The following is a 22,859-nucleotide window of genomic DNA, read 5'->3' as shown; positions in this document are numbered from 1 at the left end:
GTGGGATTAGCGTGTTCGTATGACAGCGGAGTCAACGGAACGACTGGTCGTGATCGGCGGCGACGCCGCGGGGATGTCCGCGGCGTCGCAGGCGCGGCGGCTGCGCCGGGCCGGCGAGCTGGAGATCGTGGCGTTCGAACGCGGCCACTTCACCTCGTACTCGGCGTGCGGCATCCCCTACTGGGTGGGCGGCGACGTGGAGGAACGGGACCGGCTGATCGCCCGCACCCCCGAGGAGCACCGCGCGCGGGGCATCGATCTGCGCATGCGCACCGAGGTCACGGAGATCGACGTGGCCGCAGGGCGTGTCCGCACGCGGGACGTCGATTCCGGGGCCGAGTCCTGGACGTCGTACGACAAGCTGGTGATCGCGACGGGGGCGCGGCCGATCCGCCCCGCCATGCCCGGCGTCGACGCGCCCGGGGTGCACGGCGTGCAGACGCTGGACGACGGCCAGGCGCTGCTGGACAGCCTGGCCCGCGCGCGTGGCCGCCGGGCGGTGGTGGTCGGCGCGGGATACATCGGCGTGGAGATGGCCGAGGCGCTGATCCGGCGCGGTTACGAGGTGACGGTCGTCAACCGGGGCACGGAGCCCATGACCACGCTCGACGCCGACATGGGCCGTCTGGTGCGCGAGGCGATGGAGGGCCTCGGCATCACCATGGTCGGCGAGGCGGAGGTCACCAAGGTGCTGACCGGCCAGGACGGCCGGGTCCGGGCAGTGGCCACCGAAGACGCCGAATACCCGGCGGACGTCGTGGTGCTGGGCATCGGCGTACGCCCCGAGACGGCGCTGGCGCGGGCGGCCGGGCTGCCGCTCGGCGCGCACGGCGGTCTGCTCACCGACCGGGCGATGCGGGTGCGCGGCCACGAGAACATCTGGGCCGGCGGCGACTGCGTGGAGGTGCTCGACCTGGTCTCGGGCCAGCAGCGGCACATCGCGCTCGGCACCCACGCCAACAAGCACGGCCAGGTCATCGGCACCAACGTCGGCGGCGGTTACGCCACCTTCCCCGGTGTGGTGGGCACGGCGGTGAGCAAGGTGTGCGATCTGGAGATCGCGCGCACCGGACTGCGGGAGAAGGACGCCCGCCGGGTCGGCCTCCAGTTCGAGACCGTCACCATCGAGTCGACGAGCCGCGCGGGCTACTACCCGGGCGCCTCGCCGATGGCGGTCAAGATGCTCGCCGAACGCCGCACCGGGCGGCTGCTGGGCGTGCAGATCGTGGGCCGGGAGGGCGCGGCGAAGCGGGTGGACATCGCGGCGGTCGCGCTGACCGCCGGACTGACGGTGGAGCAGATGACGGCGCTCGACCTGGGCTACGCACCCCCGTTCTCGCCGGTGTGGGACCCGGTCCTGGTGGCCGCGCGCAAGGCGGCGGCGAAGATCCGCGAGCCGTGGGACCACGCGGCGGGCTGACCCGCCGGACGGTCCCACGAAGGGCGGGTCGCACAGCGCACGGGTCGCGTGTGCGGGTGCGACGTACGGCGTCTGCCGGTCCCGGTCCCTCCACACCTACAACCACCACCGCTGCCACACCGCACTCGACGGCCACCCACCCATCACCCGCGTCAACAACCCTGCGGGTCAGTACACCTAGGCCGTTCCGCCCATGCGGTCCATCGGCCGGGCGGCCGGTTCGGCCGGGGGGCGGGTCGGGAGGGCGGAGACCGACGCGGGGGGCACGGCCGCCGTGCCGGAGGAGGCCCCGGTGACCGCGGGCGGCTGCGCTCCGGCCGGTTTGGCGTGGGCGCCGAGCGGGGTCGAGCGCAGCCGGTGCCCGGCGGCCTCGTCCAGCGTCACCGGCCGCTGCAGCCGGGCCGCAAGCCGCCCGGCCTCCTGGCCGAGCCGGGCCACGTCCTCCCAGGGCAGCCGCACCACCAGGGACAGTTCCGCCTCGCCGTCGGGCAGGGCGTGCACCGCGGGGCCAACTCCGTCGCTCATCGCCTGTACCTCGCCTCGTCGCGTCGTCCCCGCGGGCCTGCTCGCCGTGCCGCGGGCGGTCGGGGGAACATACGGACGAACGGGCGGCCGTGTTCACGTGCGGCCCCGACCGGTTCGGCGGGCGCATCGGGGGCAGTACTTCCCTGTGGTCATCCCCGTCCATGATCTGAACCCGACGCGGCGCACCCCCTGGGTGACGTACGCCCTGATCGTCGCGAACTTCGTGGTGTTCCTGCTGTCGCCCGCCGTGGGCGGTTCCGCGACGGGACAGAGCACACTCGCCCAGCTGTGCCATCTGCACGCGTTCACGGAGCACTGGGCCCTGGTCCCCCGTGAGGTGATCCACGGGCGGCTGCCGGCGCTGGTGCCGACCGGGGAGACCGGGGTGGGCGTGCACGGTCCGGGCTGTGTGCTGGGGCCGCCGGCGTACGACAAGTCGCCCGCACTGTCCGTCCTGACCTCGATGTTCCTGCACGGCAGCTGGCTGCACCTGCTGGGGAACATGCTGTTCCTTTTCATCTTCGGCAACAACATCGAGGACCGGATGGGGCACATCCGCTTCACCCTGTTCTACGTGGCGTGCGGGTACGCCGCCGGGTACGGGTTCGCGCTGCTCAACGCGGGCTCCGGCCAGCCGCTGATCGGCGCCTCGGGAGCGATCGCGGGGGTCTGCGGGGCGTATCTGGTGCTGTTCCCGCGGGCCCGGGTGTGGGTGCTCGTGCCGTTCCTGGTCTTCCTGCCGCTGAGGCTGCCCGCCTGGATCGTGCTGGGCTTCTGGTTCGTGCTCCAGGCGTTCTACTCGGCGGGCGACGCCGTCTCCGAGGCGGGCACGGTGGCGTACACCGCCCATGTCGTCGGCTTCGTCGCGGGCATGCTGCTGGCCCTGCCGCTGCGCCCCGGCACCCCGCCGCCGCCCGAACCCCAGGGCCTGCTGTTCGGACGGCGGGCGCGGCCGGGGTGGTGACGGCCGCCCGCCCGGAGAGGCGGGGCGCGGCGCCTCGCCCGGTGCTCAGTCGTGCGGGGCGGCTGCCACGAGGGTGGTGACCTGTTCGGTGAGGAGGTCCCAGGTGCCGGGGACGTCCGCCAAGGGGGTCTCGCGCAGTTCGTCCAGGGGGCGGGGGGCGTCCGGGCCGTAGGTCGCCGTGGCCGTCAGGACCTCGTAGCCGTCGCGGACGGCCGCGCGCAGGCGGTGACGGCCGTCGGCGCCGGTGTGCAGGGCCGTGGCGACGACGAGGGGCGGTTCGCCGCCCGCCTCGCCCGGCGCCTTGTGGTAGGCGCTGGCGACCGGCGCGGTCCAGCGCAGGCCGAGCAGGAGCGGGCGCTTGGCCGTCACCTCGGCGAGATCGGTCTCGTAGACGCCGTGCGAGGCCAGTACGGTCGCTCGGGCCTCCAGCACCAGGGCGGCGGGCAGCAGGCAGCGCAGCGCGCTGCCGGCGAGGTTGCCGCCGACCGTGGCCGCGCGGCGCACCGCGCCGGTGCCGACCGTGCCTGCCGCCGCGCGCAGGACGTACGGGACCCGGTCGTCGATGCGGCTCAGGACCACCGCGCCGCCCAGTTCCTCCGGGCCGATGACGTTGGCCTGCGGCAACTCGCGCAGCGACATGGCCTGTTCGGGGAAACCGTCGCGTTGCCAGGTGGCCCAGACGAGGGTCGCGCCGCCTATCGGCACCGCTCCCCCGGTCAGGTGCTCCCGCGCTTGCTCCACGGTCTTGGGCAGACGTACCAACACCTCAGCCACACTGCCTTTCTGGGGACTCGGACGGACAGCTCTCGGCCCCTTGCCCGTCGGCACGGCGCATCTTGGCCGCACGGGTGGGGGCGCGTACAGGGCTCACACGGGCGTGGTGTGCGCCTGTTCGACGGGGCCGCTTCAGGGGGTCGTGCGTGCGGCGGGCGCGGGTGCGTCAGCCGCGTGCCCGGGGGACGACGACCGGGCAGGCGTCGCCGGGGGCACGCAGGATGTCGGCCTCCAGGTCGTAGAGTTCCTTGACGAGCGCCTCGTCCACGATATGCTTCGGCGGCCCCTGGGCGACGACGCGGCCGTCCTTCATGGCGATCAGGGTGTCGGCGTAGCGGGCGGCGGAGGCCAGGTCGTGCAGCACCATGACCACCGTACGGCCCGAGGTCGCGACCTCGCGTACGAGTTCCAGTACGTCGACCACATGGCCGAGGTCGAGGGCACTGGTGGGTTCGTCGAGCAGGACCAGGGGGGTGTGCTGGGCGAGCACCATGGCGAGCCAGCAGCGCTGGCGCTGGCCGCCGGAGAGCCGGTCCACCCGCTCGCCGGCGAGTCCGGTGGTGCCGGTGGCCTCCAGGGCGTCGCGTACGGCGCGTTCGTCCTCGCGGGACCACTGGCGCAGCAGCCCCTGGTGCGGGTGGCGGCCGTAGCGGACCAGTCCGGCGACGGTGACGGCCTCCGGCGCGCGCGGCGACTGCGGCAACAGGGCCACGCGGTGCGCGGCCTGCCGTTGTGTCAGCTCCCAGATGTCGGCGCCGTCCGCCAGTACGGCGCCCGCCGTGGGGCGGTGCAGCCGGGCGATCGTGCGCAACAGGGTCGACTTTCCGCAGCCGTTGGGTCCGACGACCGCGGCCACGTGCCCGGCGGGGACGGTCAGGTCGACGTCCTGGACGACTGGCCGGCCGGGGTGTCCGGCGTGCAGGCCGCGCACCTGGAGGCCGGGGTGGGCGTCGGTCATGGGGGTGGTCATGCCTTTCCGGTGGTGGAGTCCGTGCGGAAGAGGACCCAGAGGAGGAAGGGGCCGCCGAGGACGCTGGTGACGACGCCGACGGGGAGTTCGACGGGGGCGACGACCCGGCCGAGGGCGTCGGCGGCGGTGATCAGCGCGGCGCCGGTGAGCGCGGAGCCGAGCACCGGCACCCGGGTGGGCCCGCTCAGCCGGGCGGCGATGATCGGGGCGGCGAGGGCGACGAACGCGATGGGGCCGCCCACGCCGACGGCCACGCCGGCCAGGGCGACGGCCAGCGCGAGCGCGGCGGCGCGCAGCCGGCGCAGGTCCACGCCCAGGCAGGCCGCCGTGTCGTCGTCGAAGCGCAGGAGCTGGAGGCGGTGGCCGACGGCGAGGGCGAGCGGCAGCAGGGACAGCAGCACGATCAGCAGGGGCGTCCCCACGTGCCAGTCGCGGCCGTTGAGGCTGCCGACGGCCCAGAGGAACACGCCGCCCGCGGTGTTGTCGTTCTCGCGGGACATGATGAGGTCGCCCACGGCGCCGACGAGGGTGGAGACACCGATGCCGACGACGAGGACGCGGTAGCCGGCGCTGCCCGCGCCGCCCGCGCACAGCACCACCAGGACGGCGGCGGCGACGGCGCCGAGCGGGCCGAGCCACCAGTCGCCGATCATGCCGGTCGAGGAACCGGCGGCGGTGGCCACCACCGCGGCGGTGGCGCCCTCGTTGACGCCGATCAGGTCGGGGGTGGCCAGGCGGTTGCCGGCCAGGGTCTGGGTGAGGCAGCCCGCGATGCCGAGGGCGGCGCCCACCATGACGCCGACGCACACGCGCGGCAGCCGGAAGTCCCGCACGATCATGACGGTGCCGGAGTCGCCCGTCCCGAGCAGCCCGGACAGCGTGTCGCGCGGGCTCATCCCCGTCGAACTCGCCGTCACCGCGAGCGCGACGAGCACCACGAGCAACGGCGCCAGCAGCACGGCGACGAGTGCGCCGCGCCGCGGGAAGAGCCAGGAGAACGTCCCGCCGCGCAGGACGAGACTGTCCTCGGGCACGAGGGGCGTGGCGGGGGCGGGGGTGTCCTCGGGGCCCGGGGTGTCCTCCGGGGCGCACGTGCGCTCCGCACTGTCTTGGGTCAACGCGCCCGCCGCCGACGGCGGTTCGGCGCTCCGGGCGGACGTCCCCGGCTCCCCGGCCGCCGACGGCGGTTCGGCGGCCCCGCCGCCCTGTTCCTCGGTGTCGCCGCGGTGCGGCACGTGCGGGGTGGGCGAAGCGGGCGGAGTCGGCGGGGTCATGACGTGGCTCCGGCGGTGGAGAGGCGGGAGGAGCGGGCGATCCAGACGAGGAGGGGGCCGCCGACGAAGGCGAGCAGGACGCTCACCGGGGCCTCCCAGGGCCGGATGACGACCCGGGCGAGGAGGTCCGCGACGATCATCACATCCGCGGCGATCAGCGCCGACAGGACGAGCCGGCCGGACATGCTCGCGCCGGCCACCGCGCGGGCGGCGTACGGGGCGAGCAGGCCGAGGAAGGCGATCGGGCCGGCGACGGCGACGGCGCAGCCGGCCAGCAGCGAGACCGCGCCGGCGACCACCAGGCGGACCCGGCCGGGGTGGTGGCCCAGCGAGCGGGCGCTGTCGTCGCCGAGACCGAGCGCGGCCAGCGGTCGGGCGCAGCCGAGCGCGACGGCGAGGCCGACCGCCACCAGCGGGAGCAGCGGCAGGAGTTCGCAGGTGCGGACGCCGGCGAGCGAGCCGATCGTCCAGTAGCGGTAGACGTCGAAGGTGGACTGGGTGCCGAGCAGGACGTAGGAGGTCATGCCGTGGAAGGTGGCGCCGAGCGCCGACCCGGCCAGCACCAGCCTCAGCGGCGACCCGGCGGCACGTCCGCTCGCCGCCAGCAGCAGGACGACGGCGCTCGCGGCCGTACCGCCGCCGAGCGCCCACACCAGCAGCGCGGTCGGCGAGGAGGCGTCGAAGAAGGTGAGTCCCACCACGACGGCGAACGCGGCCCCGGAGTTCACGCCGAGCAGTCCGGTCTCGGCGAGCGGGTTGCGGGTGGCCGCCTGGAGCAGGCAGCCCGCGGTGCCGAGGCAGAGACCGACCGTGACGGCGGCCAGGGTGCGCGGCAGCCGTACGTCCACGACGGCCAGGCGCAGTTGGGGATCCGCGCGGGCCGAGGGGGCGCCGGCCAGGTAGTCCCAGGCGCGGGCCGGCGAGCTGCTGCCGGTGCCGATCAGCAGCGAGAGCAGGCACAGGACCAGCAGGGACACGAGGAGGACCGCGGCGGCCGGAACGGCGGTGCGGCCACGGGCGGGTGGACCCGTGGGCCGTCCGGTTCCGGATTTCATGAGCGACGACCCCCTCGGAGTGAGCATATGGTTAGCCTAACCTAAGTGCCGCGCCGTCAGGCGGCGTGCGGTCCGTGCACCCGTGTCCCCGGGTGCCGGCCTTTCCGCATGCCTGAACGGGCCGGCGCGCCGGATCGCGACCGCATCCCGCGGGCCGCGACAGTCGAGCAACGGAGATTTCAGGCCATGACGGCGCCCCGCCTTTCCACCCCCGCCACCCGCCGCACCGCGGCCGCCGCCCTGGCCGTCGCGTGCGGTCTCGTCCTCAGCGCCTGTGGCTCCTCGGACGACGACTCCTCGTCGGGCGGCGGGTCCGCGGGCAACGGCGGCACCACGACGGTCACCGACGCGACCGGCGCGAAGGTGAAGGTGCCGGCCGCTCCCCGACGGGTCCTCGCGCTCAGCGAGATGGACCTGGACTCCGCGCTCGCCCTCGGCGTCAAGCCGGTCGGCCTGACCGCCGGGCGCGGGCAGAAGGGCGCCCCCGCATACCTGAGCGCGGAGGCGAAGGGCATACCCGTGGTCGGCGCGGTGACCGGCCCGGACATCGAGAAGGTCGTCCAGGCCAAGCCCGATGTCATCCTCGCCGGCCAGCTCGCCGACGGACAGGTGCTGTCGCAGCTGAGGAGGATCGCGCCCACGCTCGTCACCATCGACGACAGCAAGAGCTGGAAGAAGTCCCTGGAGCTGACCGGGCAGGCGCTCGGCAAGGCCGACGAGGCCGAGAAGTTGCTCGCGGACTACGACACCAAGGCCGCCGCGCTGAAGAAGGACCTCGGCGCGCAGGCCGGCGCCACCGTGTCCGTCGCCCGCTACTCCGCCAAGGGCACCGCCGTGATGCAGCAGGGCGTGTTCATCAGCGACGTGCTGAACGACCTCGGTCTCAAGCGGCCCGGCGTCCAGAACCGGAAGGGCGAGGGCCACTCGACGCCGATCAGCGACGAGAACCTGAAGGAGATCGACGGCGACTGGCTGTTCATCGGCACGTTGTCGTCCGCCGGTCCGGACGCGAGGCTGCTCGACCAGCTCGCCGAGAAGCCCGCGTACCAGCAGCTCAACGCCGTCCGCGAGAAGCACGCCACCGTCGTCGACGGCTCCGAGTGGACCAGCCTGGGCGGCGCGAAGGCCGCCGTCTCCGTGCTGGACGACCTCCGGAAGGCCATGGTCAAGTGAGCGCCGGACAGGGCACGGAACAGGAACTCGCGGGCCGTGTCGCCCTGGTGACCGGCGCGGGCCGGGGCATCGGCGCGGCCGTCGTCGAGGCGCTCGCCGAGCGCGGCGCGCGCGTGCTGGCCACCGACCTCGCCGCCCCCGAACCGGAGTCGCTCGCTAAGCGGTTCGGCGACCGGGTCACCGCCCGCACGCTGGACGTCACCGACGCCGGCGCGGTGCAGGCGGTGGTCGCCGAGGCCGAGGACACGCTCGGCCCCCTCGACATCGCCGTCAACGTCGCCGGGATCCTGCGCGGCGCGCCCGTGGTGGACCTCACCGACGCCGACTGGACGGCCGTGTTCGCGGTCAACACGAACGGCGTCTTCCACGTCTCGCGGGCCGTCGCCCGCCGGATGACCGCGCGGGGCGGCGGCAGCATCGTCACGGTCGCCTCCAACGCGGCGGGCGTCCCCCGCAGCGGCATGGCCGCCTACGCCGCCTCCAAGGCCGCCACTGTGATGTTCACCAAGTGCCTGGGTCTGGAGGTCGCCGCGCACGGCGTGCGCTGCAACACCGTCTGCCCCGGTTCCACCCTCACCGAGATGCAGCGCGCGATGTGGGAGGCGTCCCCCGGCGGCGCCGAGAGCGGCCGGCGCGCCGTCATCGAGGGCGACCCGGCCGCCTACCGCACCGGCATCCCGCTCGGCCGCGTCGCCGAGCCGTCCGACGTCGCCGAGGCGGTCGCCTTCCTCGTCTCCGACCGCGCCCGCCACATCACCCTGCACGACCTGTACGTGGACGGCGGCGCGACCCTGCGGGCCTGATCCCGCCGTTCCGCGCAGTCCCGACGCAGTCCCGGCTTCCCCCACCCTGGAGTCCCGATGACCGCACCCGTGAGCGAACCCGGCCTCGCCGCCGGATCCACCGCACCCGCCGACCACGTCCCCGGCGCCGCCGTCGCCCTGCTGGACGACTACCGGGCCGGCGCCGACCGCTTCCTCGCCACTCCCCGGCGCACCCTGCTCGCCCACGGCACCGTCGCCGAAGTCCCCCATGACGAGCGGCCGTTGACACGGCGGGTGAATGAACTGCTGGCCGGGCTGCGCCGTCCCGGCCGCCCCGCGCCGCTGGTGCTCGGCGCCGTGCCGTTCGCCCCGGACGCCCCCGCCTGCCTCGCCGTCCCCGCCACCGTGCGCGGCGCGGCCCCGCTGGCCGAGGACCCGCTGATCGCGCTGCCCGCGCCGCGGGCGGCCGACGGCGCCGGCTGGCAGGTGCGCGAGTGGCCCCCGCCCGAGGCGTACGGGGCCGCGGTGGCCGCAGCGGTGGCCCGGATGCGGGCCGGCGAGTTCGACAAGGTGGTCCTCGCCCGGACCCTGGAGCTGACCGCGCCGACGGACCCGGACCTGCCGGCGATGCTGGGCCGGCTGGCCCGCCGCGACCCGTCCGGCTACACCTTCGCGGTGCCCTCCGGCCCCGGCCGCACCCTGATCGGCGCCAGCCCCGAACTCCTCGTCGCCCGGCGGGGCGACCAGCTGACGGCCAACCCGCTGGCCGGGTCCGCGCCGCGCAGCGCCGACCTGGCCGAGGACGTGCGCCGCGCGGTGGCGCTGCTGGAGTCGCCCAAGGACCTGCACGAGCACGCGGTCGTGGTGGACGCCGTACGGCGGGCGCTGGCCCCGCTGTGCGGGCGCCTCGAGGTTCCCGAGCGGCCCACGCTGGTGCGCACCGCCACCATGTGGCACCTGTCCACCACGGTCACCGGCGAGATCGCCGGGCCCGGGGTCACCGCGCTCGACCTGGCCCGCGCGCTGCACCCGACCCCGGCCGTGTGCGGCACGCCGACGGACGTCGCGCGCGCCGTCATCACCGAGTCGGAGCCCTTCGACCGGGGCGCCTACGCCGGCATGGTCGGCTGGCAGGACGCCGACGGCGACGGCGAGTGGGTGGTGACCATCCGCTGCGCCGAGGCGGAGGGCCGCACGCTGCGGCTGTTCGCGGGCGCGGGTGTGGTCGCGCAGTCCTCGCCCGAGGCGGAGACCGCCGAGACCGCCGCCAAGTTCCGTACCTTCCTGGACGCCGTGGGAGCCGCGCTGTGACCGCCGACGCTCTGACCCCGGGCGTGGACGCGCCCACCTGGCCCGAGGAGTTCGCCGAGCGCTACCGCGCGGCCGGCCACTGGCGCGGCGAGACGTTCGGCGGGATGCTGCGCGAGCGCGCCGCCGCACATCCCGACCGGATCGCGCTGGTCGACCCGGCCCCCGAGCGCCGCACCTGGACCTACCGGGAGCTGGACGAGGCGGCCGACCGGCTGGCCGCCGGGTTCGCGGCGCGTGGCATCGGCCGCGGCGACCGGGTGGTCGTACAACTGCCGAACGTCGGCGAGTTCGCGGAGGTCGTCTTCGCGCTGTTCCGGATCGGCGCGCTGCCGGTGTACGCGCTGCCCGCCCACCGGGACACCGAGATCGGCCACTTCTGCGCCTTCTCCGAGGCCGTCGCCTACGTCATCCCCGATGTGCTCGGCGGGTACGACCACCGGGACCTGGCCACCCGCGTGCGGGAGAGCACGCCGAGCCTGAAGCACGTGTTCGTGGCCGGCGCCCCGGGCGCGCACACCGCGCTGGCGGAGGTGCCGTGCGAGCCGGCCGGCCCGCTCCCCGGGCCGGCCCCGCACGAGCTGGCGTTCCTCCAGCTGTCGGGCGGCACGACCGGCGTGTCCAAGCTGATCCCGCGCACCCACGACGACTACATCTACTCGCTGCGCGGCTCCAACGGGATCTGCGGCGTGGACGCGGACACCCGCTTCCTCGTCGTGCTGCCGGCCGCGCACAACTTCCCCATGAGCTCGCCCGGTTGGCTGGGCGTGCTGTATGCGGGCGGTACGGCCGTGCTGTGTCCCGAGCCCGATCCGGCGACCGCGTTCGGGCTGATCGAGCGGGAGCGGATCACCATGACGGGGCTGGTGCCGCCGCTCGCCCTGGTGTGGACGGACGCGGCGGCGAGCACCGCGCACGATCTGTCCAGCCTGGAACTGGTGCTGGTCGGCGGCGCCAAGTACAGCGAGCAGGCCGCGCGCCGTCTGGAGCCCGCCCTGGGCTGCCGCCTCATGCAGGTGTTCGGGATGGCCGAGGGGCTGGTCAACTACACGCGCCTGGACGACGATCCGGAGACGGTCGTCACCACGCAGGGCCGGCCCCTCTCGCCCGACGACGAGATACGCATCGTGGACGACGCCGACCGGGAGGTGCCGGAGGGCGAGTTCGGGCATCTGCTCACCCGCGGCCCGTACACCATCCGCGGCTACTGGCGGGCGCCCGAGCACGACCGGACCGCGTTCACCGAGGACGGCTTCTACCGCACCGGCGACATCGTGCGGCGCACCCCGAGCGGTCATCTCGTCGTGGAGGGCCGGGCCAAGGACCAGATCAACCGGGGCGGTGAGAAGGTCGCCGCCGAGGAGATCGAGAACATCATCCTCGCCCACCCCTGCGTGCACGACGTGTCCCTGGTCGCGGTGCCGGACGAGTACCTGGGCGAACGCACCCTCGCCTACGTGATCCTGCGCGAGGGCGCCGAACCGCTCAGACCCGTCGCGGTGAAGCGGTTCGTCCGCGACCGCGGCGTCGCCGCCTACAAGGTTCCCGACCTGGTCGAGTTCGTCGACGCCTTCCCGCAGACCGGCATCGGCAAGATCAGCAAGAAGCAGCTGCGTTCGTCCGCCGAGCAGCGCTGAGAGGCCCTCCACCATGGCACTTCCGAAGATCCCCTCCTATCCCCTGCCCGCCCCGGCCGAACTGCCCGCGAACCGCGTGTCCTGGACCGTGGACCCGGCGCGCGCCGTGCTGCTGGTGCACGACCTCCAGCAGCACTTCCTGTCCGCCTTCCCGGCCGGGCGGGAGCCGCTGACCGGCATGCTCGGCAACACCGCCCGGCTCCTGAAGGAGGCACGCCGGCTCGGCGTGCCGGTCGTGTACTCGGCGCAGCGCGGCGGGCAGACGCCTCAGCAGCGCGGCCTTCAGCTGGACTTCTGGGGTCCCGGCGTCGCCGACGACCCCGAGGTGCTGGCCGTGCCCGAGGCCGTCGCGCCCGAGCCGGGCGACATCACGCTCACCAAGTGGAAGTACAGCGCGTTCGTCCGCACCGACCTCGAGGAGCGGATGCGCGCGTGGAGCCGCGACCAGCTGGCGATCGTCGGCGTGTACGCGCACATCGGCGTCATGATGACGGCCGCCGACGCGTGGTCGCGGGACATCCGGGCGTTCGTCGTCGCCGACGCCGTCGCCGACTTCTCCCGCGAGGAGCACGACATGGCCCTGCGCTGGGCCGCCGGCCGCTGCGCGGTCGTCACCACCACCGACACGCTCTTCGAGGAGGTGTGAGCGGCATGGCCCTCACCCGGGAACGGATCCGTGCCGACGTCGCCGACTGCCTCGGCGAGGACCCGGCCGACATACCCGCCGACGAGAACCTGGTCGACTACGGCCTGGACTCGGTGCGCGTCATGGCGCTGCTGGAGCGCTGGCGCCGCGAGCACGCCGTCACCGCCGACTTCGCCGATCTCGCCGAGCAGCCCACCGTGGAGGCGTGGGCGGCCTTGCTGGGGACCTCATGAGGGCCGTGCTCGCCGACGGCCCCGGACCGGCCGGCACGGCCTCGCCCGAGACCCCGCTTCCGCTGACCGCGGCCCAGTCGGGCATGTGGTACGCGCAGGCCCTCGACCCGCTCAGCCCCGCGCAGAACACGGCGGAGTGCCTGGAGATCGACGGCCCGCTGGACCCGGCCGTGTTCGCGCAGGCGCTGCGGCAGGTCGTCGCGGAGAGCGACGCGCTGCGCGTCCGCGTCGAGGACGGCCCCGACGGGCCGCGCCAGTACGTCCGGTCGCACGTCGAACTCCCGCTGACCGTACGGGACGTGCGTGAGGCGAGTGATCCTGAGAGTCAGGCGCTGGCCTGGATGCGCGCCGATCTGGCCGAGCCGTCCGACCTGGCGGCCGGGCCGCTGTTCCGGCACGCCCTGTTCCGCGTCGGCGACGAACGCTGGCTGTGGTACCAGCGCATCCACCACCTCGTCATGGACGGCTACGGCTACTCGCTGCTGGTGCGCCGCACCGCCGAGGTGCACACCGCGCTCGCCCGCGGCGAGCGGCCGCCGGCCTGCCGGTTCGGGCGCCTGACCGACCTGGTCGAGGACGACGCGGCGTACCGCGCCTCGCAGAGGTGTGCGGCCGACCGCGCCCACTGGGCCGCGGCGTTCGCGGACCGACCGGAGGCGCCGCGCCTGGCCGGCCGGGGTGCGCTGCCCTCGCGCACGTTCCGCCGCCGCAGCGCCCGGCTGTCGCCGGAGGCCACCGGGCGGCTGCGCGAGCTGGCGGCGAGGCTGCGCGCCACCTGGCCGGACGTGCTGGTCGCCGCGCAGGCGCTGTACGTGTCGCGGGCCACCGGCCGGGCGGACGTGGTGCTGGGGATGCCGATGATGTGCCGGCTGGGCAGCGCCGCGCTGCGCGTGCCGGGCATGGTGATGAACGTGCTGCCGCTGCGACTCGCCGTCACCCCCGAGGCGACCTTCGCGGACCTGGTGCGGCAGGTGGTGCTCTGCATCCGCGAGGTGCGCCGCCACCAGCGCTACCGCTACGAGGACATCCGCCGTGACCTCGGTATGCTCGGCGAACAGCGGGCCCTGGTCGGCCCGTTGGTCAACGTCATGCCGTTCGACTACGGCATCGACTTCGCGGGCTCGCCCGCCCGCGCCCGAAATCTGTCCGCGGGGCCGGTCGAGGACCTGACGGTCAACGTCTACGACCGCGCCGACGGCCGGGGCCTGGCCATCGACCACGACGGCAACCCGGCGCTCTACGACGACGACGCGCTCGCCGCCCACCAGGAGCGGTTCCTGCACCTGCTCGACCGGATCGCCGTCGGCGACCCGCACCGGCCCACGGGCGGCCTGGACATCGCCACCCCGCAGGAACTCGCCCTGGTGCTGGAGGAGTTCAACCGCACCGAGCAACCCGTGCCGCCGACCACGCTGATCGGCCCGATCGAGGCGCAGGCGGCCCGCACCCCGGGCGCGACCGCGCTGGTGTTCCGCGACACCCGCCTCACCTACCGCGAACTCGACGAGCGCGCCAACCGGCTGGCCCACCACCTCCAGTCGCTCGGCGCGCGGCCGGGCGCGGTCGTGGCGGTCTCCGTGCCGCGCTCGGCGGAGCTGGTCGTCGCCCTGCTCGCGGTGCTCAAGGCAGGCGCCGCCTATCTGCCGCTGGACCCGGACTATCCGGCGCGGCGACTGGCGTACATGCTGGCGGACGCGGCTCCGGTCTGCGTGATCGCCGACCGCGCCGGCCGCCTCCCGCAGGACGCCGGGGTGCCGCTGGTGGCGCTGGACACGCTGGACGTGTCGGAGCGGTCGCGGGTGAACCCGCCGCGCGCCCTGACCCCCGCCCACCCGGCCTACGTGATCTACACCTCCGGTTCCACCGGCCGCCCCAAGGGCGTCGTCGTGCCGCACTCGGCGATCGACAACCGGCTGCGCTGGATGCAGCACGCCTACGGTCTGACCGGCGAGGACCGGGTGCTCCAGAAGACGCCGTCGTCGTTCGACGTGTCGGTGTGGGAGTTCTTCTGGCCGCTGCGCGAGGGCGCGGCGCTGGTGGTGGCCGAGCCGGGTGTGCACAAGGACCCGGCGCAGCTGGCCCGGCTGATCCGCGAACAGGCCGTCACAACCTGCCACTTCGTGCCGTCCATGCTCCAGGTGTTCCTCGCCGAGCCGGCCGCCGCCGACTGCGCCGGATCGCTGCGCCGGGTGTTCTGCAGCGGCGAGGCGCTGCCCCGTGAGAGCGCCCAGGTCTTCGCGCGCACCCTGCCGGACGTCGAGCTGCACAACCTGTACGGCCCGACCGAGGCCGCCGTCGACGTCACGTACCACGCCTGCGACCCGGCGGACGCGGGCCCGGTGCCGGTCGGCCGGCCGGTGTGGAACACCCGCCTGTACGTCCTGGACACCGCCGGGCGGCCCTGCCCGCCCGGAGTGCCCGGCGAACTGTTCCTTGCCGGGCGGCAGTTGGCCGACGGCTATCTGCACCGCCCGGAGCTGACGGCGGAGCGGTTCGTCCTCGACCCGTTCGGCCCGCCGGGCAGCCGGATGTACCGCACCGGCGATGTGGCCCGCTGGACCGCGCAGGGCGAGGTCGAGTACCTCGGCCGCACCGACCACCAGGTCAAACTGCGCGGCCAGCGCATCGAACTCGGCGAGATCGAAGCGGTGCTCGCCGCACAGGACGGCGTGGACGGCGCGTGCGCGCTGGTGCGCGAGGACCGGCCCGGCGAGCAACTCCTCGTCGGCTACGTCACCGGCGGCGCCGACCCGGCCGCCGTACGGGCCGCTGCGGCGCGCGAACTGCCCGAGCACATGGTGCCGTCCGCCGTCGTCGCCCTGGCGGCGTTCCCGCTCAGCCCCAGCGGCAAGCTGGAGCGGCGCGAGCTGCCGCCGCCCGTGTTCACCGGGTCCGGGCGGGGCCGGCAACCGGCCGACGCCCGTGAGGCGGCGCTGACCCGGATCTTCGCCGCCGTGCTCGGCCTCGACCACGTCGGCCCTGACGACACCTTCTTCGACCTGGGCGGCACCTCGCTGCTCGCGGTGCGGCTGGTGGCGCGGGCGCGGGAGGAGTTCGGCGCCGAGCTGACGATCGGCTCGCTGTTCGAGGCGCCCACCCCGGCCGCGCTCGCCGCCCGGCTGGGCGCCCCGGCACCGGCCGCCGGGGACGCCCTCGACGTGGTCCTGACGCTGCGCGCCGGCGGCGGGCGGACCCCGCTGTTCGCCGTCCACCCGGCCGGCGGCCTCGCCTGGTGCTACGCCGGGCTGTCCGCCCGGCTCGGCCCCGACCAGCCGCTGTACGGCATCCAGGCCCGCGGCCTGGCCGGCGACGAGCCGCTGCCGCGCACGCTCCAGGAGGAGGCGGAGGACTACGCGGCGCGCATCCGTGAGATCCAGCCGCACGGCCCCTACCGGCTGTTGGGCTGGTCGGTGGGCGGCGTCCTCGCCCACACCGTGGCCGTGCTGCTGCGGGAGGCCGGTGAGCGGGTCGATCTGCTGGCGCTGCTGGACGCCTTCCCGGCCGAGCAGTGGCGCGAGCGGCCCGCGCCCGAGGAGGGCGACGCGCTGACCGCGGTGCTGCGGATGGCCGGTTTCGAGCGTGCGGGCGAACGCACCCGCGAGGACGTCCTCGCCACCCTGCGCCGGGCGGGCAGCCCGCTGGCCGGGCTCGGTGACCGCACCCTGGCGCGGATCGTGGACATCGTGCCGAACCACGCGCGGATGATGCGCGAGCACCGGCACCGGCGCTTCGACGGCGACGTGCTGTTCTTCACCGCCGCCGCGCCGCGCGCCGAGGACTGGCTGACCCGCGAGGCCTGGCGCCCGCACGTCGCCGGGACCATCGACAACCACGACCTGGACTGCACCCACCCGCGCCTCCTGGGCGAGGCCCGCCTGGAGACGATCGTGTCGGTCCTGTCGGCCCGGCTGAAGGAACTGGACGGGTGAGAGAGCCCGGCCCCGTCGCGCCGGGCCCGTCCGACCGGGGCGGTCGCGGCGGACGGGGCGGTCGCGGTGGCCGGAGGCCGTCCCGGTGACCGCGGGCCGTCACTCGGACGCGGTGGCGGGCCCGCCGGGGCTCCGGACGTGGTCCGGGTCGCCGGCGGGAGGCCCGCCGCCCGATCCGGCGGCCGGGCGACACGTACGGCCGGTACGGCTGCTCCGGCAGACCGCGGAACCGCCGCCGTGTGCCGCCGCCCGCTCGGGCGGCACGAGGCGGCGGCCCGCCCCACTCCCCGGCCGGCGGCTCCCGGAGGTGACGCCCCCGCCGGGCCACGCGGCGGCCTGCGCCGTACGGGACCGGACCGGGCCGACGGCACCGCACCCGGCTGCCCCGGGCTGGCGGGACGACGGGGGCCGGTCCCATCGCCCGGTCCGCCTTCGAGCAGGCTGACCGGGCAGGCGGGACGCCGGGTGCGACCCGGCAGGACCGTGCCGACCAGACCGCCCGGCGCGGGACCCGGCGGCACCGGGGGCCGGACTGGAACCGGCGTTCGGCCAGGATCGGGGACCGGCCGGGCGGGGACGGAGGTCCAGAGGGAACGGGGGTCCGGGCGGAAACGGGGGTCCGGGCGGAAACGGGGGTCCGGGCGGAAACGGGGGTCCGGGCGGAAACGGGGGTCCGGGCGGGAACGGGGGTCCGGGCGGGAACGGGGGTCCAGGCCGGGGCGGGCGGAGGCCGGGCGGCTCCGGGGCAGCGGAGCGAGCCGAGTGGGACCGGCGGCCACGGCTCAGCCGTCGCCCAGCAACCCCACCAGACCGTCGGCCAGTTCCGTGCGCCAGCACAGATAGTCGTGGCCGCCGTTGAACTCGCGGTACACCGCGTCGTCGTAGCCCGCCGCGGCCAGCGTGTCGCGCAGGCGGCGGGCGGCGGGCAGGGCCACCCACTCCTGCTCGCCGAAGGAGAGCCAGAACCGGATCGGCAACCGCTTCACGGCGGCCAGTTCACTCGTCAGCCACTCCGCCCCAGGGCCGTTGGGCCACCAGAACGAGCCCGACTGGACCAGCGCGTTGCCGAAGCGGTGCGGGCTGTGCGCGGCGGCGTAGGCGGCGGTGAGGCCGCCGAGGCTCTGCCCGGCGACGACCGTGCGCGCCGGGTCCCCGGTGAGGGGCAGCACCCTGGCCGCCCAGGGCAGCAACTCCCGTTCCAGGAAAGCCACGAACTCCGGCCGGCAGGTCAACTGCGCCCAGCGGGTGCCCGCGTCCAGGGACTCCGGGAGCACGGCCGCGAGGGGCGGTACGCGGCCGTCCGCGATGAGGTTGTCCAGCAGACGGGCGAGACCGAGCCTCGGCTGCCAGTGCTCGCCGTCCAGCAGCACCAGCACCGGGAGCCCCTGGGCGGTGGCCCGTCCGGCGTGTTCGGCGGCGGGCTCGTAGAGCCATACGCGCCTGCTGTCCCCGAGGAGTTCGCTCGCCACCACGTGTTCGGTCACCGTGCCCCGCGGCACGCCCGGACGCGGCTGCCAGTCCACCGCGCTCGGCGCGCCGGGGAGTTCCGCGTAGCCGACCGGCTGCCCGCCCCAGCGCCTGGGCAGGGTGCGGGAGTTGTACGGGTCGGTCCTGACCCGGGTGCGCAGCCACGGCCAGTGACCCGGCTCGCCCGGCGCGGGACCGTCGCCCTCGTCCACGTAGAGGTCGTACGTACCGCGCCAGTCCGCGCGCAGCCGCAGGGTCCAGTGCCACACGTCGGTTCCGGCCACGTGCCGCATGAGGTTGCCCTCGGGGGCGCGCGGGTCGCCGAGTTTGTTGGGCAGCACCTGCACCGCGCGGGTCGTGGAGGTGCCGCGCCACAGGAAGGTGACCGCCCGGTGACCGGCGCTGCCCCATGGGTCCGGGGAGACCAGTGGGGTGCCGCGGCGGCGTACGTCCGCCCAGAAGTCCGCCAGGCCGTCAGGTCCGGGCAGGGCGAAGGGCGGTGCGTCGAGCAGCGGCAGCGCGTCGGGGCGCGCCAGGCGGGGCGGGTGCTGGAGGTCGCCCTCGGGCGGCGCGGTCAGGGGCATGGCGGGGCGGCTCCGGTGCACGGGACACTACGGCGATCGACTTAGGTATACCTTACCTTGGCGGCGCCGAACCGGACCGGCCGCCCCGATTCCCGCCCATCGGGGCAGAGGTCACAGAGACACCGATCCCTCCGGTGACCGCACTTCGCGGCCGGCCGCCCCCGGCCGGGCCGCCCACTCGACACGCGCGTGCGGAGCGCCCCTTGGAGGCATGCCCGCAACGACGGCGCGTCAGTTCACCCGCCGCGACAGCGGGCTGTGACCACCGCCACACCCCCGGAAATCAAAAGTTAGGCAAGCCTAAGCTAAGTTGAACGCCGTCCCCCTCCCCCTGATGGGGAGGTCCTGACCCCGAGGAGATCGACGCAGCATGTCCGCAGCCACCCGCCAGGTCCGCCGAGTCCGCCGCATCAGCGCCATCGCCGTGGCCCTCGCCTCGGGCAGCGTGCTCGCGCTCACCGGCACCGCCTCCGCGCACACCGGCCACCCGCTAAAGCCCGCCCCCGCCTCGACCGTCACCTCGGCGCCGCTCGCCAAGGGCCTGTACCAGTCGGCGTACTCCGAGCGGAACCACGTGCTGTGGGCGACCACCGCCGTGGGCCGTCCGCCGGTTTCCTCCTCGGCGCTGCTCAAGGTGGACCCGAGGACCCTGGCGGTGAAGGCGACGTACACACCGCCGGTCACCGACGCGGCCACCGGTGCCGTCGAGGCGGTCTACGGCGTCGCCGTGGACGACGAACACAACACCGTCTGGACGACGAACACCCGCGACGACTCCGTCGCCGTCTACGACCAGCGCACCGGCAAGCACCTGGTGTCCCTGCCGAACGTCGCCCACGCCCGCGAGGTCGTCGTGGACGAGCGGCACGACCTGGCCTGGGCCAGCGGCTTCGGCGACGGCAGCGTGGTCGCCTTCGACACCCGCACCTTCAAGGAGAAGAAGCGCGTCACCGTCGAGGGCGCCGGCCCGGCCGGCCTCGCCGTCAACGAGCGCACCGGCACGGTGTACGCGGCCGACCTCAACGGCGACCGGCTGATCGCGGTCTCCCCGTTCGCCAAGGCCCCGGTGTTCATCCCGGCCGGCGACGGCCCGATCTCGGTGGCCCTGTCCGCCGACGGCCGCACCGCCTACGCCGCCGACCAGGCCGCGGGCGCTGTCTCCGTGGTCGACCTGCGCGAGAGGTCCGTCGCCAGGACCATCCCGACGGGCGCGGGCGCGCTGTCCGTGGCCGCCGACGCGCGCACCGGCCGCGTCCTCGTGGTCAACCGCGCCGACGCCGATGTCTCGGTGGTCGACCCGCGCAAGGGCGCCGTCGTGGAGACGCTGGCCACCGGTGCCAACCCCAACCACGTCACCGTGGACCAGGGCACCGCCTATGTGCTGGACAAGTCCGGCGCCGGCCCCGAGGGCCGGGACCAGGCGTACCGCATCCGTATCGCGCGCTGAGTCACAGGACCGCAAGGGCACGGGGCCGCGGGGGCCGACACCCCGCCCGAACGAACCGGAGTCCGGCTTCCCCCTCGGGGAGCCGGACTCCGCGCGTGAGCGACGCCGACACGCGCGACCGTGCGACCGTTTCAAGCCATTCGGTGGTCTCGACCAATCGGCCCACGGAACCCGTTGACGCATTGGTCCAGACCTTCTACGTTGTGGGCGCTCCGCCGGACAGACCCGGACGGACAACGCGCACGCACGGTTCACCTCACCCCTGTACCACCCCACGACGACAGGGAGAGCCATGTTCCACCGGCGCAGACCACCATCCACGACGTCACCCGGACGCCCGCGCACCACACTCCTCACCGCCCTCGGCACCGCACTGCTCCTGCCGCTCGCGCTGCTCACCGCCCTCGCCGCGCCCGCCCACGCGGCCGGGACCCTGACGGCGACCTTCACCACCCAGGACAACGGCTCCTGGTGGAAGGGGACTTACGTCGTCCGCAACTCCGGCTCGGCCGCCGTCAGCGGCTGGAGCCTGGAGTTCGACCTCCCGGCCGGGGTCTCGGTGACCGGCCACTACAACGGCGACGCGACCGTCTCCGGGCGGCACGTCACCGTGAAGAACGCCTTCTACAACGCGAGCGTCCCGGCCGGCGGCAGCACCGAGCCGTACAGCTACTGGTTCATCGCGGCCGGCCCGGTCGGGGCCCCGACGGGCTGCACCGTCAACGGCGACAAGTGCGACGGCACTCCCGACGTCCCGCCGACCGCGCCCGGCACGCCGAAGGCGACCGCGGTCACCGCGCACTCGGCCGCCCTGGACTGGACGGCGGCGAAGGCCGGCGACCACGCCGTGGCCTCCTACGACGTACTCAGCGGCTCGGCCGTCGTGGCCACCGCGACCGGCACCTCGGCCACCGTCGACAACCTGGCTCCGGCGACGAGTTACACGTTCACCGTGCGCGCGAGGGACACCCGCGGGAACGCCGGGCCGGCGAGCGCCCCGCTCACCGTGAAGACCGTGGACCCGGCGACCGACCCGACACCGCCCACCGCGCCCGGCAACCTGCGCACCACCGGCAGGACGTCCTCCGGCGTCGGCCTGGCCTGGGACAGGTCGACCGACGACGTGGCCGTGGCCGCCTACGACGTCTACCGCGGCGCCACGCTGGTCAGGACGGTCGGCGCGGACACCACGACGGTCACCGTGGACGGTCTCTCCCCCGCCACCGCCTACACCTTCACCGTCAGGGCCCGCGACACCGCCGACAACTCCTCGGCGGCCTCCAACGCGGTGACGGCCACCACCGACGACGTGGCCGGGGCGGGCAGGCAGCTCAAGGTGGGCTACTTCGCGCAGTGGGGCATCTACGGCCGCCAGTACTTCGTGAAGAACCTCGACACCTCGGGCGCCGCGGCCAAGCTCGACGTGGTCAACTACGCCTTCGAGAACCTCGATCCCGCCAACCTCACCTGCCAGGCCGGGGTGACCAAGGGCGTCTTGGCCAACCCGCAGGACCCCGACGAGGGCACCGGCGCGGGCGACGCGGACGCCGACTACGCGCGGCCCATGTCGGCCGGCCAGTCGGTGGACGGCGTCGCCGACGACGGCTGGGGCCCACTGCGCGGCAATCTCAACCAGTTGAAGAAGCTCAAGGCCAAGTACCCCAAGCTGAAGGTCGTGGTGTCGCTCGGCGGCTGGACGTACTCCAAGTTCTTCTCGGACGCCGCCGCCACCCAGGCCTCGCGGGAGAAGTTCGTCAGGTCCTGCGTCGACGTGTGGATCAAGGGCGATCTGCCCGTCTACAACGGCGCGGGCGGCCCCGGCACGGCCGCCGGCGTCTTCGACGGCATCGACATCGACTGGGAGTGGCCCGGCTCCGAAGGACACCCGGGCAACCACTACGGCGCCCAGGACAAGGCGAACCTGACCGCGCTGCTCGCCGAGTTCCGCAAGCAGCTCGACGCGCTCGGCGGCGAACACCGGCTGCTGACCGCCTTCACCCCGGCCGACCCGGCGAAGATCTCCGCCGGCTGGGACCTCGGCCGCATCTTCGACTCGCTCGACTACGCCGACGTGCAGGGCTACGACTTCCACGGCGCCGGCAGCGACAACTCGTGGGAGCCCGGCCGCACCGGCCACGGCTCCAACCTGTACGCCGACGCGCAGGACCCGTACCCCTTCCACTTCAGCATCGAGGACGCGGTCAGGGTGTATCTCGACGCCGGGGTCAACCCCCGCAAGCTGACGGTGGGCTTCCCGTTCTACGGGCGCGGCTGGCAGGGGGTGACCGACGGCGGGGTGGCCGGTGAGTGGCAGGCCGCGAACGGCGCGGCGCCCGGCCAGTTCGACACCGAGGCCGGGGTGCGCGGCTACAACAACCTGATCACCGGCTTCCCGGCCATGACCGTCCGCCACGACGAGCAGTCCGTCTCCACGTACGGCTACACCGGTCCGGGCGGCCAGTGGTGGACGTTCGACGACGCCTGGTCGATCGGGAAGAAGACGGCCTGGATCAAGTCAAAGGGGCTGCTGGGCGGCTTCGTCTGGGAGATGTCCGGCGACACGGCGAACGGTCAGCTGATGACCGCGCTGAACGACGGGCTGAAATAACCCGGCGACGGCGCCGGGCGCCGGGTACGGCGGGCCGCGCACCGCGTACGGCGGCTCCCGCGGGATGAACGGCTCCCGGGC

General features: G+C 74.6%; 17 protein-coding genes. 11 read left to right on the top strand and 6 right to left on the bottom strand.

Features of this window, described 5'->3' with window-relative positions; all coding sequences use genetic code 11:
- Nucleotides 1–19 precede the first annotated feature (19 nt).
- On the top strand, nucleotides 20–1,420 hold the full coding sequence (locus AB0N63_RS00565; protein WP_365522050.1) for an FAD-dependent oxidoreductase: 1,401 nt from the start codon (nucleotides 20–22) through the stop codon (nucleotides 1,418–1,420).
- A gap of 177 nt (nucleotides 1,421–1,597) precedes the next feature.
- On the opposite strand, the gene AB0N63_RS00560 is transcribed toward AB0N63_RS00565, so the two are convergent.
- On the bottom strand, nucleotides 1,598–1,945 hold the full coding sequence (locus AB0N63_RS00560; RefSeq protein ID WP_365522047.1) for a hypothetical protein: 348 nt from the start codon (nucleotides 1,943–1,945) through the stop codon (nucleotides 1,598–1,600).
- A 145-nt stretch (nucleotides 1,946–2,090) separates the two neighbouring features.
- Between AB0N63_RS00560 and AB0N63_RS00555 the strand changes: the two genes are divergently transcribed.
- Nucleotides 2,091–2,909, top strand: a complete 819-nt coding sequence (locus AB0N63_RS00555; protein WP_365522044.1) for a rhomboid family intramembrane serine protease — start codon at nucleotides 2,091–2,093, stop codon at nucleotides 2,907–2,909.
- Nucleotides 2,910–2,954: 45 nt separating this feature from the next.
- Here the strand turns inward: AB0N63_RS00555 and AB0N63_RS00550 are convergent, their stop codons facing one another.
- From AB0N63_RS00550 to AB0N63_RS00535, 4 genes are all read right to left on the bottom strand, one after another.
- Nucleotides 2,955–3,674 carry an FAD binding domain-containing protein gene (locus AB0N63_RS00550; RefSeq protein ID WP_365522886.1) on the bottom strand — a complete coding sequence of 240 codons (720 nt, stop codon included), beginning with the start codon at nucleotides 3,672–3,674 and terminating at the stop codon, nucleotides 2,955–2,957.
- 175 nt (nucleotides 3,675–3,849) lie between these two features.
- Nucleotides 3,850–4,653: an ABC transporter ATP-binding protein gene (locus AB0N63_RS00545; RefSeq protein ID WP_365522041.1), complete on the bottom strand. Its 804-nt coding sequence runs from the start codon at nucleotides 4,651–4,653 to the stop codon at nucleotides 3,850–3,852.
- Nucleotides 4,650–5,927 (bottom strand): iron chelate uptake ABC transporter family permease subunit, encoded by a 1,278-nt coding sequence (locus AB0N63_RS00540; RefSeq protein WP_365522039.1) that lies wholly within the window; start codon nucleotides 5,925–5,927, stop codon nucleotides 4,650–4,652. The genes AB0N63_RS00545 and AB0N63_RS00540 overlap by 4 nt, the downstream gene beginning before the upstream one ends.
- Complete coding sequence (locus AB0N63_RS00535) at nucleotides 5,924–6,982, bottom strand: iron ABC transporter permease (protein ID WP_365522036.1); 1,059 nt, start codon at nucleotides 6,980–6,982, stop codon at nucleotides 5,924–5,926. Before AB0N63_RS00535 ends, AB0N63_RS00540 begins: the two co-directional genes overlap by 4 nt.
- Nucleotides 6,983–7,168: 186 nt before the next feature.
- On the opposite strand from AB0N63_RS00535, the gene AB0N63_RS00530 reads away from it, so the two are divergent.
- Genes AB0N63_RS00530 through AB0N63_RS00500 form a run of 7 tightly spaced genes read left to right on the top strand, consistent with a single transcriptional unit; the run spans nucleotide 7,169 to nucleotide 16,672 of the window.
- Nucleotides 7,169–8,155: an iron-siderophore ABC transporter substrate-binding protein gene (locus AB0N63_RS00530; RefSeq protein WP_365522034.1), complete on the top strand. Its 987-nt coding sequence runs from the start codon at nucleotides 7,169–7,171 to the stop codon at nucleotides 8,153–8,155.
- A complete protein-coding gene (locus AB0N63_RS00525) occupies nucleotides 8,152–8,958 on the top strand; it encodes a 2,3-dihydro-2,3-dihydroxybenzoate dehydrogenase (protein WP_365522031.1) in 807 nt (268 codons plus the stop codon). The genes AB0N63_RS00530 and AB0N63_RS00525 overlap by 4 nt, the downstream gene beginning before the upstream one ends.
- A 57-nt stretch (nucleotides 8,959–9,015) precedes the next feature.
- Nucleotides 9,016–10,230 carry an isochorismate synthase gene (locus tag AB0N63_RS00520; RefSeq protein WP_365522028.1) on the top strand — a complete coding sequence of 405 codons (1,215 nt, stop codon included), beginning with the start codon at nucleotides 9,016–9,018 and terminating at the stop codon, nucleotides 10,228–10,230.
- Nucleotides 10,227–11,864, top strand: coding sequence for a (2,3-dihydroxybenzoyl)adenylate synthase (locus tag AB0N63_RS00515; protein WP_365522026.1), 1,638 nt, complete (start codon nucleotides 10,227–10,229; stop codon nucleotides 11,862–11,864). The genes AB0N63_RS00520 and AB0N63_RS00515 overlap by 4 nt, the downstream gene beginning before the upstream one ends.
- 13 nt (nucleotides 11,865–11,877) lie before the next feature.
- Entirely contained in the window at nucleotides 11,878–12,510 is a 633-nt protein-coding gene (locus AB0N63_RS00510) for an isochorismatase family protein (protein ID WP_365522023.1), read from the top strand.
- 5 nt (nucleotides 12,511–12,515) lie between these two features.
- Nucleotides 12,516–12,743 carry a phosphopantetheine-binding protein gene (locus AB0N63_RS00505; protein WP_365522021.1) on the top strand — a complete coding sequence of 76 codons (228 nt, stop codon included), beginning with the start codon at nucleotides 12,516–12,518 and terminating at the stop codon, nucleotides 12,741–12,743.
- Nucleotides 12,740–16,672, top strand: a complete 3,933-nt coding sequence (locus AB0N63_RS00500) for an amino acid adenylation domain-containing protein (protein ID WP_365522883.1) — start codon at nucleotides 12,740–12,742, stop codon at nucleotides 16,670–16,672. Before AB0N63_RS00505 ends, AB0N63_RS00500 begins: the two co-directional genes overlap by 4 nt.
- A gap of 782 nt (nucleotides 16,673–17,454) precedes the next feature.
- Here the strand turns inward: AB0N63_RS00500 and fes are convergent.
- A complete protein-coding gene (fes, locus tag AB0N63_RS00495) occupies nucleotides 17,455–18,723 on the bottom strand; it encodes an enterochelin esterase (RefSeq protein ID WP_365522018.1) in 1,269 nt (422 codons plus the stop codon).
- A gap of 370 nt (nucleotides 18,724–19,093) precedes the next feature.
- On the opposite strand from fes, the gene AB0N63_RS00490 reads away from it, so the two are divergent.
- On the top strand, nucleotides 19,094–20,170 hold the full coding sequence (locus tag AB0N63_RS00490) for a YncE family protein (protein WP_365522015.1): 1,077 nt from the start codon (nucleotides 19,094–19,096) through the stop codon (nucleotides 20,168–20,170).
- Between the two features lie 292 nt (nucleotides 20,171–20,462).
- Complete coding sequence (locus tag AB0N63_RS00485; protein ID WP_365522012.1) at nucleotides 20,463–22,778, top strand: glycosyl hydrolase family 18 protein; 2,316 nt, start codon at nucleotides 20,463–20,465, stop codon at nucleotides 22,776–22,778.
- The last annotated feature ends 81 nt before the right edge of the window (nucleotides 22,779–22,859 follow it).

The organism is Streptomyces sp. NPDC093260, assembly GCF_040683715.1.
GTDB lineage: Bacteria > Actinomycetota > Actinomycetes > Streptomycetales > Streptomycetaceae > Streptomyces > Streptomyces sennicomposti.
Note: the sequence above shows the minus strand (reverse complement) of the source record. Positions and strands in the feature narration are given on the sequence as shown.

Excerpts from the sequence above, each read along its gene's own strand:
- AB0N63_RS00565 (WP_365522050.1), top strand. The coding sequence starts at position 20 with ATGACAGCGGAGTCAACGGAACGACTGGTCGTGATCGGCGGCGACGCC.
- AB0N63_RS00560 (WP_365522047.1), bottom strand. The coding sequence starts at position 1,945 with ATGAGCGACGGAGTTGGCCCCGCGGTGCACGCCCTGCCCGACGGCGAG.
- AB0N63_RS00545 (WP_365522041.1), bottom strand. The coding sequence starts at position 4,653 with ATGACCACCCCCATGACCGACGCCCACCCCGGCCTCCAGGTGCGCGGC.
- AB0N63_RS00540 (WP_365522039.1), bottom strand. The coding sequence starts at position 5,927 with ATGACCCCGCCGACTCCGCCCGCTTCGCCCACCCCGCACGTGCCGCAC.
- AB0N63_RS00535 (WP_365522036.1), bottom strand. The coding sequence starts at position 6,982 with ATGAAATCCGGAACCGGACGGCCCACGGGTCCACCCGCCCGTGGCCGC.
- AB0N63_RS00530 (WP_365522034.1), top strand. The coding sequence starts at position 7,169 with ATGACGGCGCCCCGCCTTTCCACCCCCGCCACCCGCCGCACCGCGGCC.
- AB0N63_RS00520 (WP_365522028.1), top strand. The coding sequence starts at position 9,016 with ATGACCGCACCCGTGAGCGAACCCGGCCTCGCCGCCGGATCCACCGCA.
- AB0N63_RS00510 (WP_365522023.1), top strand. The coding sequence starts at position 11,878 with ATGGCACTTCCGAAGATCCCCTCCTATCCCCTGCCCGCCCCGGCCGAA.
- AB0N63_RS00505 (WP_365522021.1), top strand. The coding sequence starts at position 12,516 with ATGGCCCTCACCCGGGAACGGATCCGTGCCGACGTCGCCGACTGCCTC.
- AB0N63_RS00500 (WP_365522883.1), top strand. The coding sequence starts at position 12,740 with ATGAGGGCCGTGCTCGCCGACGGCCCCGGACCGGCCGGCACGGCCTCG.
- fes (WP_365522018.1), bottom strand. The coding sequence starts at position 18,723 with ATGCCCCTGACCGCGCCGCCCGAGGGCGACCTCCAGCACCCGCCCCGC.
- AB0N63_RS00490 (WP_365522015.1), top strand. The coding sequence starts at position 19,094 with ATGTCCGCAGCCACCCGCCAGGTCCGCCGAGTCCGCCGCATCAGCGCC.
- AB0N63_RS00485 (WP_365522012.1), top strand. The coding sequence starts at position 20,463 with ATGTTCCACCGGCGCAGACCACCATCCACGACGTCACCCGGACGCCCG.